This window comes from Leisingera daeponensis DSM 23529 (assembly GCF_000473145.1).
In the GTDB taxonomy this organism is placed as follows: domain Bacteria; phylum Pseudomonadota; class Alphaproteobacteria; order Rhodobacterales; family Rhodobacteraceae; genus Leisingera; species Leisingera daeponensis.
The window spans coordinates 102318-119649 of sequence record NZ_KI421502.1 but is presented as its reverse complement, the minus strand read 5'-3'; the positions used below and the strand labels follow the sequence as shown (position 1 = coordinate 119649).

Annotated in this window: 18 protein-coding genes; 13 read left to right on the top strand and 5 right to left on the bottom strand. The window is 64.1% G+C overall.

Going from position 1 to position 17332, the window contains the following annotated elements:
* The first annotated feature begins 114 nt into the window (after nt 1-114).
* From DAEP_RS0120730 to DAEP_RS0120705, 6 genes are all read left to right on the top strand, one after another.
* Nucleotides 115-1059, top strand: a complete 945-nt coding sequence (locus DAEP_RS0120730; protein ID WP_051337551.1) for a CheB methylesterase domain-containing protein — start codon at nt 115-117, stop codon at nt 1057-1059.
* 26 nt (nt 1060-1085) lie between these two features.
* Nucleotides 1086-1649 carry a chemotaxis protein CheD gene (locus tag DAEP_RS0120725; protein ID WP_027246041.1) on the top strand — a complete coding sequence of 188 codons (564 nt, stop codon included), beginning with the start codon at nt 1086-1088 and terminating at the stop codon, nt 1647-1649.
* Nucleotides 1650-1844: 195 nt separating this feature from the next.
* Nucleotides 1845-2558 (top strand): molybdate ABC transporter substrate-binding protein, encoded by a 714-nt coding sequence (gene modA / locus DAEP_RS0120720; protein ID WP_051337537.1) that lies wholly within the window; start codon nt 1845-1847, stop codon nt 2556-2558.
* On the top strand, nt 2555-3259 hold the full coding sequence (gene modB, locus DAEP_RS0120715; protein ID WP_027246039.1) for a molybdate ABC transporter permease subunit: 705 nt from the start codon (nt 2555-2557) through the stop codon (nt 3257-3259). The genes modA and modB overlap by 4 nt, the downstream gene beginning before the upstream one ends.
* A complete protein-coding gene (modC, locus tag DAEP_RS0120710; RefSeq protein ID WP_036761527.1) occupies nt 3259-4344 on the top strand; it encodes a molybdenum ABC transporter ATP-binding protein in 1086 nt (361 codons plus the stop codon). Before modB ends, modC begins: the two co-directional genes overlap by 1 nt.
* Before the next feature lie 125 nt (nt 4345-4469).
* The gene (locus tag DAEP_RS0120705; protein WP_027246037.1) at nt 4470-5300 is read left to right on the top strand and encodes a bifunctional allantoicase/(S)-ureidoglycine aminohydrolase; all 831 of its coding nucleotides are present in this window, start codon (nt 4470-4472) and stop codon (nt 5298-5300) included.
* A gap of 51 nt (nt 5301-5351) precedes the next feature.
* Here the strand turns inward: DAEP_RS0120705 and bhcR are convergent, their stop codons facing one another.
* Nucleotides 5352-6185, bottom strand: a complete 834-nt coding sequence (gene bhcR, locus DAEP_RS0120700) for an HTH-type transcriptional regulator BhcR (RefSeq protein ID WP_027246036.1) — start codon at nt 6183-6185, stop codon at nt 5352-5354.
* Between the two features lie 198 nt (nt 6186-6383).
* On the opposite strand from bhcR, the gene bhcA reads away from it, so the two are divergent.
* From bhcA to DAEP_RS0120675, 5 genes are all read left to right on the top strand, one after another.
* Nucleotides 6384-7574 carry an L-aspartate--glyoxylate aminotransferase BhcA gene (bhcA, locus tag DAEP_RS0120695; RefSeq protein ID WP_008558487.1) on the top strand — a complete coding sequence of 397 codons (1191 nt, stop codon included), beginning with the start codon at nt 6384-6386 and terminating at the stop codon, nt 7572-7574.
* Nucleotides 7574-8542: a beta-hydroxyaspartate dehydratase BhcB gene (gene bhcB / locus DAEP_RS0120690; RefSeq protein ID WP_027246035.1), complete on the top strand. Its 969-nt coding sequence runs from the start codon at nt 7574-7576 to the stop codon at nt 8540-8542. Before bhcA ends, bhcB begins: the two co-directional genes overlap by 1 nt.
* 16 nt (nt 8543-8558) lie before the next feature.
* A complete protein-coding gene (gene bhcC, locus DAEP_RS0120685) occupies nt 8559-9722 on the top strand; it encodes a 3-hydroxy-D-aspartate aldolase BhcC (protein ID WP_008558431.1) in 1164 nt (387 codons plus the stop codon).
* 70 nt (nt 9723-9792) lie between these two features.
* Nucleotides 9793-10758, top strand: coding sequence for an iminosuccinate reductase BhcD (gene bhcD, locus DAEP_RS0120680; RefSeq protein ID WP_027246034.1), 966 nt, complete (start codon nt 9793-9795; stop codon nt 10756-10758).
* A 95-nt stretch (nt 10759-10853) separates the two neighbouring features.
* Nucleotides 10854-11366, top strand: coding sequence for an AmiS/UreI family transporter (locus tag DAEP_RS0120675; RefSeq protein ID WP_027246033.1), 513 nt, complete (start codon nt 10854-10856; stop codon nt 11364-11366).
* A gap of 65 nt (nt 11367-11431) precedes the next feature.
* Here the strand turns inward: DAEP_RS0120675 and DAEP_RS0120670 are convergent, their stop codons facing one another.
* The 3 genes from DAEP_RS0120670 to puuE form a co-directional block, all read right to left on the bottom strand.
* On the bottom strand, nt 11432-12868 hold the full coding sequence (locus DAEP_RS0120670; protein WP_008558467.1) for a uracil-xanthine permease family protein: 1437 nt from the start codon (nt 12866-12868) through the stop codon (nt 11432-11434).
* Between the two features lie 73 nt (nt 12869-12941).
* Nucleotides 12942-13433, bottom strand: a complete 492-nt coding sequence (locus DAEP_RS0120665) for an ureidoglycolate lyase (RefSeq protein WP_027246032.1) — start codon at nt 13431-13433, stop codon at nt 12942-12944.
* Nucleotides 13430-14845 (bottom strand): allantoinase PuuE, encoded by a 1416-nt coding sequence (puuE, locus tag DAEP_RS0120660; protein WP_027246031.1) that lies wholly within the window; start codon nt 14843-14845, stop codon nt 13430-13432. The genes DAEP_RS0120665 and puuE overlap by 4 nt, the downstream gene beginning before the upstream one ends.
* A 149-nt stretch (nt 14846-14994) precedes the next feature.
* Here puuE and uraH point away from each other — a divergent pair, with 149 nt between their 5' ends.
* Nucleotides 14995-15351, top strand: a complete 357-nt coding sequence (uraH, locus tag DAEP_RS0120655) for a hydroxyisourate hydrolase (RefSeq protein ID WP_027246030.1) — start codon at nt 14995-14997, stop codon at nt 15349-15351.
* Nucleotides 15352-15430: 79 nt separating this feature from the next.
* On the opposite strand, the gene DAEP_RS0120650 is transcribed toward uraH, so the two are convergent.
* Nucleotides 15431-16339, bottom strand: coding sequence for a LysR family transcriptional regulator (locus DAEP_RS0120650; RefSeq protein WP_008558433.1), 909 nt, complete (start codon nt 16337-16339; stop codon nt 15431-15433).
* 104 nt (nt 16340-16443) lie between these two features.
* Between DAEP_RS0120650 and DAEP_RS23115 the strand changes: the two genes are divergently transcribed.
* Nucleotides 16444-17332, top strand: an 889-nt coding sequence (locus DAEP_RS23115) for a urate hydroxylase PuuD (protein WP_036761524.1), incomplete at its 3' end; no start/stop codon positions are given.

The following is a 17332-nucleotide window of genomic DNA, read 5'->3' as shown; positions in this document are numbered from 1 at the left end:
ACCTGTGCCGGAAGTTCTGATGGCACCGAAAATTGACTGGGGAACCCATTGTCTTCGAAAAACTTATTGATCATTACCACTGACCGCAGCTTTGCCCGCACCCTGCAGAGCTACATGGAATCCGCTTACCCGGGCATGCGGGTGTATTTGGCGAACAACCTGATGATGGCCTACAACCAGGCAGAAGCGGCACAGCCGGTTTTTGCCTTTGTGGAAGACGGGTTCACCAAGCTGCCGGAATTCGAGATGATGATGGCGCTGTTTTCGGCGATCGACACGCGCTGGGTCTCGGTTATGGACACCCAGGGCGCCACGCCGGCGCGCAAATCCTCGCCTCTGCTGGACGTCGGGGCAGGTATCTTCGAACTGACGAAGGCGGATCACCCCAGCCAGTTCGCCCAGTATTTCGACATGATGGTCAACGCGCCGCGCCGCAGCCCACGGACGGCGGCGCGCGCCACGGCAAGCGGTCCTGCAGCGGCTGCGGGCGGCAGCCGCAAGCTGATCCTGATCGGGTCCTCGACCGGCGGGGTGGAGGCCCTGCGCAGCATTCTGGTCGGCTTCCCGTTCGACTGCCCGCCAACCCTGATCGTGCAGCACACCGGCAAGAATTTCGGCTCCGGCCTGGTATCCCTGCTGGACCGGATCTGCCCGGCCCGGGTGCGGGCCGCCGAGGACGGCATCCCGCTGGAGCCGGGCTATGTCTACATCGCCGCCGGCCAGCGCCGCCACATGGGGCTGAGCAGCCGCAAGCCGCTGCGGCTGAGGATGAAGGAAGGCCCGGATATTTCCGGCCACACGCCGTCTGTTGACGCTCTGTTCACCTCTGCCGTGCCATATGGAAAGGACGTTGTTGCCACCATCCTGACCGGCATGGGCCAGGACGGCGCCAGGGGGCTGCTCGACCTGCGCAAGGCCGGTGCCAAGACCTTTGCCCAGGATGAAAAGTCCTCGGTCGTTTACGGAATGCCCAGAGTGGCCTGGGACATCGGCGCTGCGCAGCAGCAGGTGCCGCTGGCCCGGATGGCCAGCACACTACTCCAGGCCAGCAGAGCCTGAACATACCGCAGGAAGGAACCAAAGCCTTGACCACTGTTTTCGCCAATTCGAAATCCGTAACGGTTCTTCAGGGGGAATACCGGGTGACTACCGATCCGAAAATCGTGTTCTCCACGGTGCTTGGCTCGTGCATCGCGGCGTGTATTTACGATCCGGAGAACGGTGTGGGCGGAATGAACCATTTCCTGCTGGCGAATGCCCGCCAGGGCGGGGCGGCCAACGCCCGCTACGGCATCCACGCGATGGAGCTGCTGATCAACGGAATCATGAAGAAGGGCGCCGTGCGGTCCAATCTGAAGGCCAAGGTCTTTGGCGGCGCCAAGATGTCGGCAAACCTGTCGGATATCGGCGCGTCCAATGCCGACTTCGTGCAGCGGTTCCTGCGCGATGAGGGCATCCCCTGCATTTCCTCCAGCGTAGGCGGCACATCCGCCCGCAGGGTGCGGTTCCACGCCTGTTCCGGCGCGGCCCAGCAGACCCATGTCCAGGACGACCGCAAGCTCGGCGAAATGGAGCAGCGTGCCGCAACGCGCCCGGCTCCGGCACCGGCACCGGCGGCAGGCGGCGCGGGCGCTGTCACCCTGTTCTGACCGGCCATCCCTGCAACAGCAGAAGACTGCGCCGTCCGGTGCAAACCCGGCGGAGGCAAATACCGTTTGCCCGCGGAGGCCGGCGGCGGTAGTCCCTTAGGGGCTATGAGAACAAACCGGGCCTCATTTTCGCTGTCTCATATCCTGCCAGGCCTCCGGCGGGGCTTGGCAGCGGCTGTCCTGCTGCTATGCGGTATGGCAGCGATGGCGCAGGCGCAGATCACGGTCTTCGCCGCCGCCAGCACCAAGACAGCGCTGGATGAGGCCGCCGCGGCCTATCAGTCCGCCACCGCGCTGCCCGTCACCATTTCCTATGCCGGCTCCCCGGCGCTGGCGCGGCAGATCCAGCTGGGCGCGCCGGCGGATGTGTTCCTCTCCGCCAATCCCGGCTGGATGGATGTGCTGCAGCAGGAGGGGCTTGCGGATCCGGCCTCGCGCCTGGACCTGCTGACCAACCGCCTGGTGCTGATCGCGCACGGGAAAGATGCCGCGCCGCTGGATCTGTCAGCCGCGGATCTGGGCGGACTGCTGGGCGAAGGCAGGCTGGCCATGGCGCTGACCGATGCGGTGCCTGCGGGGATCTACGGCAAGGCCGCCCTGATGGCATTGGGGCAATGGGCCGGCGTCGCGCCCAAGGTGGCGCAGACCGCCAATGTGCGCGCGGCGCTGGCGCTGGTGGCGTCGGGCGAGGCGCCGATGGGCGTTGTCTACGCGACCGATGCCAGCGCGGATGACCGGGTCTCGGTGATCGCGGTGTTTCCGGAGGGAAGCCACCCGCGGATCGTCTATCCGGCCGCCGCCGTCACAGGCGGAAACGCCGCAGAAGCCAAGGCTTTTCTGGACTATCTGCACAGCCCCGAAGCGCGGGACATCTTCCTGCGCCACGGCTTCGGGGTGCTGGCGGAGTGAGCGCTGAGACCGCATGGCTGGGGCCGCAGGAATGGCAGGCGGTGATGCTGTCGCTGCGGGTCTCGCTCTGGGCGACGCTGGCGGCGCTGCCGCTGGCGGTCTTTGTGGCCTATGCGCTGGCGCGCTGGCGGTTTCCCGGCAAGCAGATCGTCAACAGCCTGGTGCATCTGCCGCTGATCCTGCCGCCGGTGGTGACTGGTTACCTCTTGCTGATGGTGTTTGGCACCAAGGGGCCGGTCGGCGGAGCGCTGCAGCAGATCGGCATCGTCTTTGCCTTCCGCTGGACCGGGGCGGCGCTGGCGGCCGGGATCATGGCCTTTCCGCTGATGGTGCGGGCGATCCGGCTGTCGGTTGAGGCGGTGGATCCGAAGCTGGAACAGGCCGCGGCGACCCTGGGCGCTTCGCGGGTGCTGTGCTTTGCCACCGTCACACTGCCAATGATCCTGCCGGGGCTGATTGCCGGCACTGTGCTGGGCTTTGCCAAGGCGATGGGGGAATTCGGCGCGACCATTACCTTCGTCTCCAGCATCCCGGGGCAGACGCAGACATTGCCCTCGGCGATCTACACGTTTCTGCAGGTGCCAGGCGGGGAGGCGGCGGCATTGCGGCTGACGCTGGTGTCGATTGCTATTGCCCTCAGCGCGCTGCTGTTCTCCGAACTACTGGCACGCCGCGCGGCTGAGCGGGCCGGAGGGGGCTGATGCTGACGGTCTCGCTGCAACATGCGCTGCAGGGGTTCGGGCTGGATGTGCAGTTCGAGGCGCCGCCCGGCGTCACCGTGCTGTTCGGGCGGTCGGGCACCGGCAAGACCACGGTGGTTCAGGCGGTTGCCGGCCTGCTGCGGCCCGATCAGGGGCGGGTGACGCTGAATGGTGAGCTGCTGTTTGACACCTCGCAGCGGCATTGGCTGCCGCCGCACAAGCGGCGCATGGGCTATGTGTTTCAGGAGGGGCGGCTGTTTCCGCATCTGACCGTGCGGCAGAATCTGCTGTTCGGGCAATGGTTTGCGCCGCGCAGCGCCAAGCGGGAGAGCCTGGACCGGGTGGTGGAGCTGCTGGGCATCGGTCCCCTGCTGCAACGGCGGCCCGGGCGGCTGTCAGGCGGTGAGAAACAGCGGGTGGCGATTGGCCGGGCCCTGCTGTCGGCGCCGCGGATGATCCTGGCGGACGAGCCGCTGTCAGCGCTGGATGAGGCGCGCAAGGCGGAGATCCTGCCATACTTCGAGCGGCTCAGGGACGAGATCGGCATCCCTATGCTCTATGTCAGCCATTCCGCCGCTGAAGTGGCCCGGCTGGCGACCACGGTTGTGGTGTTGCAGGACGGCAAGGTGCAGCGCCAGGGCAGCGCGGCAGAGGTGCTGGGCGATCCGGCGGTCCTGCCCGCAGGCGTGCGCGCCGCCGGCGCCCTGCTGGAGGCACGAGTGACCCGCCACCACGCGGACGGGCTGACGGAGCTGGAGGCGGGTGGCGTGCCGCTGTTCCTGCCGCAAATCGCCAAGGCACCGGGCAGCCAGGTGCGGGTTCGAATCTCGGCGCATGAGGTGATCCTGTCGCGCCAGCGCCCTGAAGGCCTGTCAGCGCTCAACATCCTGCCGGGCACGGTTGAGAATGTCCGCACCGGCAGCGGCCCGGGCGCCATGGTCTCGCTGCGGACGCCGGCAGGGCAGTTGCTGGCGCGGGTCACCCGGCGCTCGGCGCAGGCGCTGGGGCTGGAACCGGGGGCAAATTGCTTTGCCGTGGTGAAAACCGTTTCCATCGCGCCGGAGGATATCGGCAGCGGCGGCTAGGCGTCACCGCCTGCTTTCAAAATTTCCGCAACAATCCTTCAGGTAATCTTGATACGGAAATACGTTCGGTTGCGCGCGGAGCGCGGGTATCAATAGGGGCAGCAGTTCAGCAGGAAAGGCAGCCCATGACCAAACGATCCTATTACGCTCCGGAAGGCGGGCTGCCGCCGCAGACCCAGTTGCTGACCGACCGGGCCATGTTCACCGAAGCCTATGCGGTGATCCCCAAGGGCACGATGAGCGATATCGTGGCGAGCCTGCTGCCGTTCTGGGACAAGGCGCGGTTTTGGGTGCTGTCGCGGCCCCTGTCGGGCTTTGCCGAGACGTTTTCCCAGTATATCGCCGAGGTGCAGCCCGGCGGCGGCAGTGACCGTCCTGAGACGGAACCCGGCACCGAGACGGTTCTGTTTGTCGTCCAAGGGGCCATGACGCTGTCCATTGACGGCACCGCGCATGAAATGGAGGAGGGCGGTTATGCCTTCCTGCCGCCGCAGGCCAGCTGGAGCTTGCGGAACAACTCCGGCGCGCCGGTGCGCTTCCACTGGATCCGCAAGGCGTATCAGGCAGTTGCCGGGCTGGACGCACCCGAAGCCTTTGTCACCAACGAAAACAGCGTTGACCCGACCCCGATGCCGGGGACCGAGGGCAAATGGGCGACCACGCGTTTCGTGGACCCCAATGACCTGCGCCACGACATGCATGTGACAATCGTCACCTTTGAACCCGGCGCGGTGATCCCCTTTGCCGAAACGCATGTGATGGAGCACGGGCTCTATGTGCTGGAGGGCAAGGCGGTTTACCGGCTGAACCAGGACTGGGTCGAGGTCGAGGCCGGCGATTACATGTGGCTGCGGGCCTTCTGCCCGCAGGCCTGTTATGCAGGCGGTCCGGGCAAGTTCCGCTATCTGCTCTATAAGGACGTGAACCGGCATATGCCGCTGGCACCGCTGCGCTGACAGCGGGGGCAGCGCCCGGCCCTGATATGTGCCCGGGCGCTGCCCGGCTTGTCAGCCGGGCGCGGCCTGATCCGCTGCCGGCGCGCCCAGCCCATAGGACAGTTTCTCAGCGGCGCCCCTGACCAGGGCGCCGATTTCGCTGATGCGCGTGTCCGGCATCCTGGACGTCGGGCCGGAGACAGAGATCCCGGCCAGCACCTCACCCTGCATTCCGAACACCGGCGCCGCCACACAGCGCATGCCCGGCGCCTTTTCCTCGTCGTCGAAAGACCAGCCGCGGCGGCGGATCTGTGCCAGGTCTTCGCGCAAGGCTTCGGCGGAGGTGAGGGTTTTCTCCGTGAATTCCGTCAGCGTCCGCCCGCGCAGGAAGCGGGTCAGCTGGTCCTCCCCGAAACAGCTGAGCAGCGCCTTGCCGATGCCGGACGCGTGCATGGGTGAGGTGGTGCCGGGCGGGAAGAAGGCGCGGATCGACTCGTAGGTTTCCACCTGGCTCACAAACATCACGTCGCCGCCGCGTTCGATACCGAGGTTCGAGGTCTCGCCGGTTGCCTCCATCAGCTCCCGCATCACCGGCCGTGCGCGTTCAATCACGCTGGAGCGGCGCAGGAAGGCGGAGCCGAGGCGGAAGGCCATGGCGCCGATGTGCCAGGTCTGCGACTGCGGCTCCATCTCGACGATCTGGCGCGCCTCCAGCGTGGCCAGCACCCGGTACATGGTGGCCGCCGACTGATCCAGCGCGGTGGACAGTTCCGTCAGCGTCATGCCGCTGGCGCCGGCCAGTGCATCCAGCACGTCCAGCGCCCGGTCGAGCGATTGGATCGTGGGCGGATTGCTGGCGGAATCAAAGTTCTTAGGGCGGCCCTTGCGGCGCGGCGCTTGCGGCATTTTCAAGCCTCCGAAGGCAATTCAAACAGCTGCTTATTGATACCGATGAAAATCAATTCTGTACAATGAAAAACTCAAAGCCTTTGTAAATAATCACTTTTCATGACCTATTTCGATTTTTGAAAGCTTTTTTCAAAAAAATTTACCTGCGCAGAGTGTCCCCTTAAAGTGAAGGAAATCGCCACAGGAGGGCACGACATGAGCTTTCAAAATCCGGTTTTCATCCCCGGTCCGACCAATATGCCCGAAGCACTGCGCAAGGCAGTGGACATGCCGACGCTGGACCACCGCTCGCCGCTGTTCGGCCAGATCCTGCATCCGGCACTGGCCGGGGTGAAGAAGGTTCTGAAAAGCGAAACCGCCGAGATCTTTGTGTTTCCGTCGACCGGCACCGGCGGCTGGGAAACCGCGATCACCAACACGCTGAACGCAGGCGACAAGATCCTGGCCGCCCGCAACGGCATGTTCAGCCACCGCTGGATCGACATGTGCCAGCGCCACGGGCTGGACGTTCAGGTCGTTGAAACCCCTTGGGGCGCGGGCATCCCGGCGGACCGCTACGAGGAAATCCTGACCGCTGACAAAGCGCACGAAATCAAGGTGGTTCTGGCGACCCACAACGAGACCGCAACCGGCGTCAAATCCGACATCGCCGCCGTCCGCCGCGCCCTGGACGCCGCAGGCCACCCGGCGCTGCTGTTCGTGGATGGCGTGTCCTCAATCGCCTCGATGGACTTCCGGATGGATGAATGGGGCGTCGATATTGCCGTCACCGGCTCGCAGAAGGGTTTCATGCTGCCGCCGGGCCTGGCCATCACCGGTTTCTCGCCCAAGGCGATGAAGGCGGCGGAGACCGCGACGCTGCCGCGCACCTTCTTTGATATCAAGGACATGGCCAAGGGTTATGCCAACAGTGCCTATCCCTACACGCCTTCCGTCGGCCTGCTGAACGGTTTGAACATGGCTTGTGGTATGCTGCTGGATGAAGGGCTGGAGAATGTCTTTGCCCGCCACCACCGGATTGCCGAGGGTGTCCGCGCCGCGGTCCGTGCCTGGGGGCTGGAGCTGTGCGCGGTGTCGCCGGAGGTCTACTCCGACAGCGTTAGCGCGATCCGCACGCCGGAGGGCTTTGACGCCAACACATTCGTCAGCCTGGCGGCGGAGAAATACGGCGTCGCCTTTGGCACCGGCCTGGGTGAGGTCGCGGGCAAGGTATTCCGCATCGGCCACCTCGGCAGCCTGACCGATGTGATGGCGCTGTCCGGTATTGCCACCGCCGAAATGGTCATGGCCGATCTGGGCCTCGGTATCCAGCTGGGCTCCGGCGTGGCGGCGGCGCAGGACTACTACCGCGGCAACACTGCCAGCAGCGCCAAGGCTGCTGCCTGATGAAGGATACCGCTATGTATATCCCGACCTATGAGGACATGCTGGCTGCGCATGAGCGCATCCGGCCCCATATCCGCCGCACGCCGGTGCGCACTTCGGATTTTCTGAATGAGCTGACCGGGGCGGAGCTGTTCTTCAAGTGCGAGAACTTCCAGGAGCCGGGCGCGTTCAAGGTGCGCGGCGCCAGCAACGCGGTGTTCGGGCTGGATGAGGAACAGGCGAAAAAAGGCGTGGCAACGCATTCTTCGGGCAATCATGCCTCCTGCCTGTCCTATGCGGCGATGCTGCGCGGCATCCCGTGCAACGTGGTCATGCCGCGCACCGCGCCGCAGGCCAAGAAGGACACCGTGCGCCGGTACGGCGGCAAGATTACCGAATGCGAGCCCTCGACCTCCTCGCGCGAAGAAACCTTTGCCCAGGTGCAGGCGGAGACCGGCGGCGATTTCGTGCATCCCTACAACGACCCGCGCGTCATTGCGGGGCAGGGCACCTGCGCCAAGGAGTTCGTGGAGCAGACCGATGGCCTCGACATGGTTGTGGCCCCGATCGGCGGCGGCGGCATGATCTCCGGCACCTGCCTGACGCTGTCGACGCTCGCGCCGGAAACTCAGGTGATCGCGGCGGAGCCAGAGCAGGCCGATGACGCCTACCGCAGCTTCAAGGCGGGCTACATCATCGCTGATGATGCGCCCAAGACCATCGCCGACGGGCTGCTGGTGCCGCTGAAGGAGCTGACCTGGCATTTCGTCAGCAACCACGTGAGCGAAATCTACACCGCGTCCGATGCCGAAATCATCGATGCGATGAAACTGATCTGGAAGCACCTGCGCATCGTGATGGAGCCATCCTCGGCGGTGCCGCTCGCCACCATTCTGAAAAACAAGGACGCCTTCGCGGGCAAACGCGTGGGCCTGATCGTCACCGGCGGCAATGTCGACCTCGACAAACTGCCCTGGATGAACAGCTAAACTGGGGAATAGAACCATGAACGCACAGACAAATTTTGATCAGCTCGAAGTCGGCTATGACGTCCCGGCGGTCCCGGGCATGGACGAGGCTGACATCCAGACCCCGGCGCTGGTCCTCGACCTGGATGCGCTGGAGCGCAACATCAAGAAGATGGGCGACTATGCCAAGGCGCACGGAATGCGCCACCGGGTGCACGGCAAGATGCACAAGTCGGTGGATGTGGCGAAGCTGCAAGAAGAACTGGGCGGCGCGGTTGGCGTCTGCTGCCAGAAGGTCTCCGAGGCCGAGGTCTTTGCCCGCGGCGGCATCAAGGACATCCTGGTCTCCAACCAGGTGCGCGACCCGCAAAAGATCGACCGCCTGGCCCGCCTGCCCAAACTGGGCGCCCGCACCATCGTCTGCGTCGATGACATCGACAACGTGGCCGACCTGTCGGCCGCGGCGCAGAAGCACGGCACGGAGCTGGAAGTCTTTGTCGAGATCGACTGCGGCGCCGGCCGCTGCGGTGTGACCACAACCGAGGCGGTTGTCGAGATCGCCAAGGCGGTGAACGCGGCCGAGAACCTCAAGTTCTCCGGCATCCAGGCCTATCAGGGCGCGATGCAGCACATGGACAGCTATGAGGACCGCAAGGCCAAGCTGGACATTGCCATCGCCCAGGTTGCCGATGCGGTCGAAGGCCTGAAGGCTGAAGGCATTGAATGCGAGCTGGTTTCCGGCGGCGGCACCGGCTCCTACTACTTTGAATCGAACTCCGGCGTGTACAACGAGCTGCAGTGCGGCTCCTACGCCTTCATGGACGCGGATTACGGCCGCATCCTGGACAAGGACGGCAACCGGATCGACCAGGGCGAGTGGGAAAACGCCTTCTTCCTCCTGACCCAGGTGATGAGCCACGCCAAGGCCGACAAAGCCATTGTGGACGCGGGGCTGAAGGCGCAGTCGGTCGACAGCGGCCTGCCCTTCGTCTTCGGCCGCGATGACGTGGAATACATCAAATGCTCGGATGAGCACGGCGTGGTCTCCGACCCGAACGGCGCGCTGAAAGTGGGCGACAAGCTGCGGCTGGTGCCCGGCCACTGCGACCCCACCGCCAACGTGCATGACTGGTACGTCGGCGTGCGCAACGGCAAGGTCGAAACCGTCTGGCCCGTCTCTGCCCGCGGCAAGGCTTACTGAGGACGATCCCCGAACTGGCGGAGGTGCGCATGCCGCCCTCCGCCGGCTTTTTTGTTGAGGAGAAACAGACATGTATATCGTTCCGGAAAAGGCGGTTGCGGACCTGGTGACCCGCGAAGCCTCGTTCGATGCGGTCGAGAAGGTCTTTGCCGCCATGGCTTCGGGGGATGCCTACAACTTCCCTGTGGTGCGCGAGGCAATCGGCCACGAGGATGCGCTCTACGGCTTCAAGGGCGGCTTTGACCGTGCCGGGCTGACGCTGGGCCTGAAGGCCGGCGGCTACTGGCCCAACAACCTGGAAAAGCGCGGGCTGATCAACCACCAGTCCACCGTTTTCCTGTTCGACCCGGACACCGGCAAGGTGAAGGCGATGGTGGGCGGCAACCTCTTGACCGCGCTGCGCACCGCCGCGGCGTCCTCGGTGTCGATCAAGCATCTGGCCCGCCAGGGCGCCAAGGTGATCGGCATGATCGGCGCAGGCCATCAGGCCACCTTCCAACTGCGCGCCGCATTGGAGCAGCGCCCGTTCGAGAAGGTCATCGGCTGGAACTACCACCCGGAAATGCTGCCCAACATCGAAAAGGTCGCCGCAGAAGCAGGCGTGCCGTTTGAGGCGGTGGACCTCCCCGGCATGGCTGATGCGGATGTGATCATCTCCATCACGTCGGCCTTCGCACCGTCGCTGATGGCAGATCACGTCAGCCCCGGCACCCACATCGCCTGCATGGGCACCGATACCAAGGGCAAGCAGGAGGTTGAGGCCGAACTGCTGGTCAAGGCAACGGTGTTCACCGACGAAGTGGCGCAATCCATCTCCATCGGCGAGGCGCAGCACGCAGTGGCCCAGGGCCTGATCCAGGAGTCTGACGTGGCCCAGATCGGCGCGGTGATCAACGGCACCAATCCGGGACGCACATCGGACGATCAGATCACCCTGTTCGACGGCACCGGCGTCGGCCTGCAGGATCTGGCCGTCGCGGCCTCCGTGGTTGAGGTGGCGTTGGAAAAGGGCATCGCCATCGAGGTCGATTTCTAAGCCCCAGCCAGAAACACATTCTGCAAATATCCGCATAGCGGAGCGGCAGGAGAGAGGTGTACCTCTCTCCTGTTTTTCTTTGAGGGGCTGAGAACATGTTTCTGGGATTAAGCCTGCTGGTGGTCGGCGTGGTGCTGTGCCTGAACGGCGTCTGGCAGATGGGCCGTATTCAGGACCGCGAGATCATCCTGATCAATGCGGTTGCGGCACTGGTGTTTTTTGCCGTCGTCCTGCTGATCGCGCTGGCGGCGCAGCAGCCGGCGGACCTGCTGGATGCCGGTATGACCCTGCTGTTCGGCACTACTTACTTGTGGGTGGCCTACAACCGGATTTTCGCATCCAGCGGCGATGGGCTGGGATGGTTCAGCGGTTTTGTGGCGCTGACCGCCGCGCCCATGGTGCTGCGGGTGCTGGCGCAGGCGGAGGGTTTGTTCGACGTCTGGCTGGCCGGATGCTGGGCCGCCTGGTCCGGGCTGTGGTTTCTGTACTTCCTGAACCTTGCCCTCAGGCGCGGCAGCCCCCGGCTGACCGCCTTGGCAACGCTGCTGTGCGGGATCTTCACCGGCTGGCTGCCGGGGCTGGCGGTGCTGCACGGCTTAAGCGGCTGAGCCCGCACGAAAAAGCCGACCCTGAAAAGGGCCGGCTCTCTCATTCTCACACGGCGCTAGGCGCGTCAGGCATGATCCTCATGCGGCAGCGAGCCTTTGCCGTGTCCGCTTAAGCCGCCCGAGACTTCCTCGGTGGCTTCGTCCGCCAGATCCTGCGGCAGCACCAGGTTCAGCACGATGGCAATCAGCGCCGCGGGCAGCAGGCCGCTGGTCAGCAGGATGCGCGCGGTATCGGGCATGTGCTGCAATGCACCCGGCTCCAGCTGCAGTCCCAGGCCGATGGACAGGGAAATCGCAAAGATCACCATGTTCCGGCGGTTCCAGTCCACGTCCGACAGCATCGAAACACCGGCCGCAACCACCATGCCGAACATCACGATGACGCCGCCGCCCAGCACCTCGATCGGCACGGTGCGGATCACAGCGCCAACCTTGGGGATCAGCCCGCAGATGATCAGGAAGATGGCGCCGCAGGTAACCACGTGGCGGCTCATCACGCCGGTCATGGCAATCAAGCCGACGTTCTGGCTGAAGGAGGTGTTAGGGAAGGCGCCGAAGAAGCCCGCAATGGCGGTGCCGATACCATCGGCATAGGTCGCACCGGCAATTTCCTCCTCGGTGGCCTCACGGCCCGCGCCGCCCTTGGTCACGCCAGAGACGTCCCCGACGGTTTCCACCGCAGAGACAAAGCTCATCAGGCAGAAGCCGATGAGGGCCGCGGCGGAGAATTCCACCCCGTATTTGAACGGCTGCGGCAGGGCAAAGGCTGCGGCCCGCTCCCAGGAGCCGGAAACCGCCTCAAACGTCAGCATGCCTGTCATCAGCGCATAGATGTAGCCCACAATCAGTCCGAGCAGAACGGCAGAGACCGACAGCATCCCCCGGGTGAAGAACTTGAGGCCCAGGGTCACCAGGATCACCACCAGCGCCGCCGACCAGTTGAGGAGAGAGCCGTATTCCGGCGTGCCGATGGCGGGCACACCGCCAGCGGCATACTGGATGCCCACCTTGACCAGCGCGAGGCCGATCATCGTGACCACCAGGCCCGTCACCAGCGGCGGCAGGGCAAAGCGGATCCTGCCGATCACCATGCCCAGCGAAGCATGGAAGATGCCGCCGATGATGACGCCGGTGAACATGGCCGCCAGCCCGTCCACGCCCTTGCCCGCAACCAGCGGGATCATGATCGGCAGAAAGGCAAAGGAGGTGCCCTGCACAATCGGCAGCGCGGCGCCGACCGGGCCCAAAGTGATGGTCTGCAAAAGCGTGGCAATGCCGGCAAACAGCATCGACATCTGAATGAGGTAAAGCAGTTCCGGGAAATCGGGCGAGTTGGAGCCGAAACCGAACCCGGCGGCACCTGCCACGATGATCGCCGGCGTCACGTTCGAGACGAACATCGCCAGCACATGCTGGATGCCCAGCGGCACCGCCTTGTGCAAGGGGGGGGTATAATTGGGGTCGCGCAACTGCGCTGGCGTCCCTATGGAAGTGTCAGCCATGAATATCTCCTGTTGGTCATGGGGATCTTGCCGCTTCTTGTTGTTGTGTGAGCGGCTTCGGTTATTTCGGGGGTTACTCTGAAACCACGGTGTAGGGGTCCTGGAACCAGTGTTCTTCCAGGTTCGGGGTCTGTCCGATGCGGTCGACCACGATGTACTGTCCGGGGGCGCCCAGCGGGGTGAGCACCCCGTGCCAGGTGCCCCGGTGCAGGTTGATGGACTGGCCCGGCTGGGTGATGAAGGCTTTCAGCTCAACCGGGACACCGCCAGCGTCTCCCGCGACAATGACCAGCATCGGCACACCGCTGACCGGCACAAAGGCCTGGCTGCCGTCGGGGTGGCGTTCAACCATGTCCACCTTGTGCGGCAGGTGGCGGGCCCGGGCGTCGAACAGGCTGATGCCTGCCCGTCCGCCCTCGCCGAAATCGAGACGGGCGCGGTCGTGGTGACGGCCGCACATGCCCTGATTGATCAGCTTGTCCGGCGCGCCCGCGGCCTCGATCACGTCGCCATAAGGCGCAAAGGCCTCCGCGGTGAGCGGCACGGCGGTCAGCAGGCGGCTCATGGCAGCAGGTCCTGCAACCGGAACTGGGCAATGCGCTCCACCTGGCGGCAGGCCTCGGCGAATTCGGTTGCCCGGTCGTTGTGGATCCGGCGATGGAACGCCTCCATGATCGACGCCTTGTTATGGTCGCGCACCGCGATGATGAAGGGGAAGCCGTGCTTCTCCACATACTCGGTGTTGAGCCGGGTAAAGGTCTCGCGCTCCTCGTCAGTCAGCATGTCAAGGCCGGCGCTGGACTGTTCCGAGGTGCTCTCGGCGGTTAGACGGCCCGCCGCGGCCAGCTTGCCCGCCAGATCCGGGTGCGCGGTCAGAACGCCCAGGCGCTCTTCCTCGCTGGCGGTGCGGAAGATCCGGCACAGCGCGTTGTGGACGCCAGCCGCGCAGTCATGCGCCGGGCCCAGCTCCAGATCAAAGGCACGGTCGGCGATCCAGGGCGAGTGTTCGAAGATCGAGCCGAACTTGGACACGAACGCCTCGCGCCCCATCCGGCTGGGGCGCTCGCGTTTCACCGGCGGATGGGTTTCGGCCCAATGCTCGGCAATGTCGATGCGGCGCGGGCACCAGACACCCTCAAAGCCCTGGATGTAATCAATAAACCGCTTGAGGCCGGCAATCTTGCCCGGACGGCCAACCAGACGGCAGTGCAGGCCGATGGTCATCATTTTCGCCGCGCCCGCCTCGCCCTCGGCATAGATCACGTCAAAGGCATCTTTCAGATACTGAAAGAAATGCTCACCCGTGATCCAGCCCGGCGAGTTGGCGAACCGCATGTCGTTGGCTTCCAGCGTATAAGGAATGATCAGCTGATCGCGTCCGCCGGTTTCCAGCCAATAGGGCAGGTCGTCGTCATAGGTGTCGGAGATATAATCAAACCCGCCTTCCTCGGCTACCAGCCGCACCGTGTTGGCGCTGCAGCGGCCGGTGTACCAGCCGCGCGGGCGGGTGCCGGTCACTTCGGTATGCAGGCGCACAGCCTCGGCGATTGCGGCGCGCTCCTCCTCCTCGGCCATGTCCTTGTGCTCGACCCATTTCAGGCCGTGGCTGGCGATCTCCCAATCCGCGTCCTTCATCGCCTGCACCTGCTCGGGGCTGCGCGCCAGCGCGGTCGCCACGCCATAGATGGTGAGCGGGATGCCCGCGCCGGTGAACAGCCGGTGCAGCCGCCAGAAGCCGGCGCGGCTGCCGTATTCATAGATCGACTCCATGTTCCAGTGGCGCTGGCCGGGCCATTGCGCGGCACCGGGAATGTCCGACAGAAACGCCTCAGAGGCAGCATCCCCGTGCAGGACGCAATTCTCGCCGCCTTCTTCATAGTTGAGGACAAATTGCACGGCAGCTTTGGCCCCATTTGGCCACTGCGGGTCAGGTGCCTCAGCACCGTACCCGCGCAAGTCACGAGGATAGCGCGTCACGTCAGGTCTCCTGTCTTTTTATTATGTATAGAACAGATAATCTGCTTCGGCTTTCAGTATATTTTTGAAAGAACTTTTTGACTCTTCCCGCTGTATGGGGCGGGCTGAACAACGCATACCTAGGGAAACGGAATTGAAAGGAGGCTGGCATGGCCGGATTTCTGACCACCCATGTGCTGGACACCGCCCGCGGCTGCCCGGCGGAAGGGCTGAAGATCGAGCTTTACCGGATCGAGGGCGATGAGCGCATCCACCTGCGCAGCCTGACCACCAATCACGACGGGCGCACCGATGAGCAGATCCTGCCGGCCGGCGAATTCGCCACCGGCACCTATGAGCTGGTGTTTCACGCGGGCGGCTATCTGCGCGCCACCGGCCAGGCAGGCGCCGATCCGCTGTTTCTGGACGAGGTGCCGCTGCGTTTCGGCATGAGCGAGGCGGACAGCCACTACCATGTGCCGCTGCTGCTGTCGCCCTACGGCTATTCGACCTACCGCGGCAGCTGAGCCGCAAGTTCCAAGATACCTCTCCTCCCGCTTGGCATCTGCCGGCGGTTCCCGTCCCAGGCAACTGGGGCGGGCTTTTTTATTCCGAGGGGAGGGACGCTTGGATGTGGTCCACCATGAAATCCATGAACAGCCGCACCTTGGGGTCCTGATGGCGGCGGTGGACGTACAGGCAGGCCATCTGGATCGGGATCGGCGGCTCCTCCGTCAGCACCGGCACCAGCCGGCCGGAGGCAAGGTGTTCCGATATTTCAAACACCGGCTTCAGGATGATCCCGTGCCCGTCCAGCGCCCAGCTGGTCAGCACATCGCCGTGGTCCGATTCAAACGGGCCCGTGACGGTCACCCGCTTGACCCCGTCGCGGCTGCGCAGCGGCCATTGGAACTCCGGCGCGCCGGGATAGCGCAGGTTCAGGCAATCATGCGCGTCCGTCTTCAGTTCCTCGCTGTTTTTCGGCTGGCCGCGCTGCCTGATATACTCCGGCGCCGCGCACAGTACCCGCGGGCAGTCGGCGATCTTGCGTATGCGCAAGTTTGAGTCCTCCGGCACACCAAGGAAAAACGCCGCATCCAGCCCCTCTGCCGCCAGGTCCAGCTTGCGGTCCGACAGCCGCAATCGGATCGAGATCAGCGGATAGGCTTCGTTGAACTTCGGCACCGCCGGGGCAATCAGCCGCTGCCCCAGCCCCAGCGGTGCGGCAACATACAGGGTGCCGCGCGGGGTCTGGGTGACGCTGCTGATATCGGCCTCCGCCTCATCCACCGCTTCCAGGATCTTGACCGCGCCGTGATAGAACAGGTTGCCCTGCTCGGTCGGATTGAGCAGCCGTGTAGTGCGCTGGAACAGCCGCACGTTCAGGTGATCCTCCAGCTGCGAAATCCGCGAAGACGCCACCGCCGCCGAAATCCGCATGTCGCGCGCCGCAGCAGACATGTTGCCAAGTTCATAGACGCGGACAAAGGTGCGGATGTTGTCGAGATAGGCCATTCACGTATTCTTTGTGTTATTTTGAAACAGCTTGGATTTTTTACCTAATACATGAAAATAACGCCATGCTCTAGTCTCGGGTCAAAGCTTATGAGGAGAGAACAATGGAAGAGCTTGTGATCATGTGGGACTGGCTGGGCTTTGCGGTCCGCTGGCTTCATGTCATCACCGCCATTGCCTGGATCGGATCGTCCTTCTACTTCGTTGCGCTGGATCTTGGCCTGCGGAAGGTTCCGCACCTGCCGGTCGGCGCGCATGGTGAGGAATGGCAGGTCCATGGCGGCGGTTTTTATCACATCCAGAAATACCTGGTGGCGCCGGAGAACATGCCGGACCATCTGGTCTGGTTCAAATGGGAGAGCTACGCCACCTGGCTGTCTGGCGCCGGCCTGTTGATGATCGTCTATTGGGCGGGCGGGGAGCTGTACCTTATTGACTCCAGCAAGGCCGACTTGGCGCTGTGGCAGGGCATCCTGATTTCCGGCGCATCGCTGACCATCGGCTGGATCGTTTACGATTTCCTGTGCAAATCGCCGCTGGGGGAAAAGCCGACCTTCCTGATGGTGCTGCTGTTCATCCTGCTGGTGATCATGGGCTGGGGCTACAACCAGATCTTCACCGGCCGCGCCGTGATGCTGCATCTGGGCGCTTTCACCGCGACCATCATGACCGCAAACGTGTTTTTCATCATCATGCCGAACCAGCGCATCGTGGTGAAGGACCTGCAGGAAGGCCGCACGCCGGATGCCAAATACGGCAAGATCGCCAAGCTGCGCTCGACCCACAACAACTACCTGACGCTGCCGGTTGTGTTCCTGATGCTGTCCAACCACTACCCGCTGGCTTTTGCCACCGAGTACAACTGGCTGATCGCGGCGCTGGTGTTCCTGATGGGCGTGACCATCCGCCATTACTTCAACAGCAACCACGCAGGCACCAGCAACCCGACCTGGACCTGGCCGGTGACCGCCATCCTGTTCATCGGCATCATGA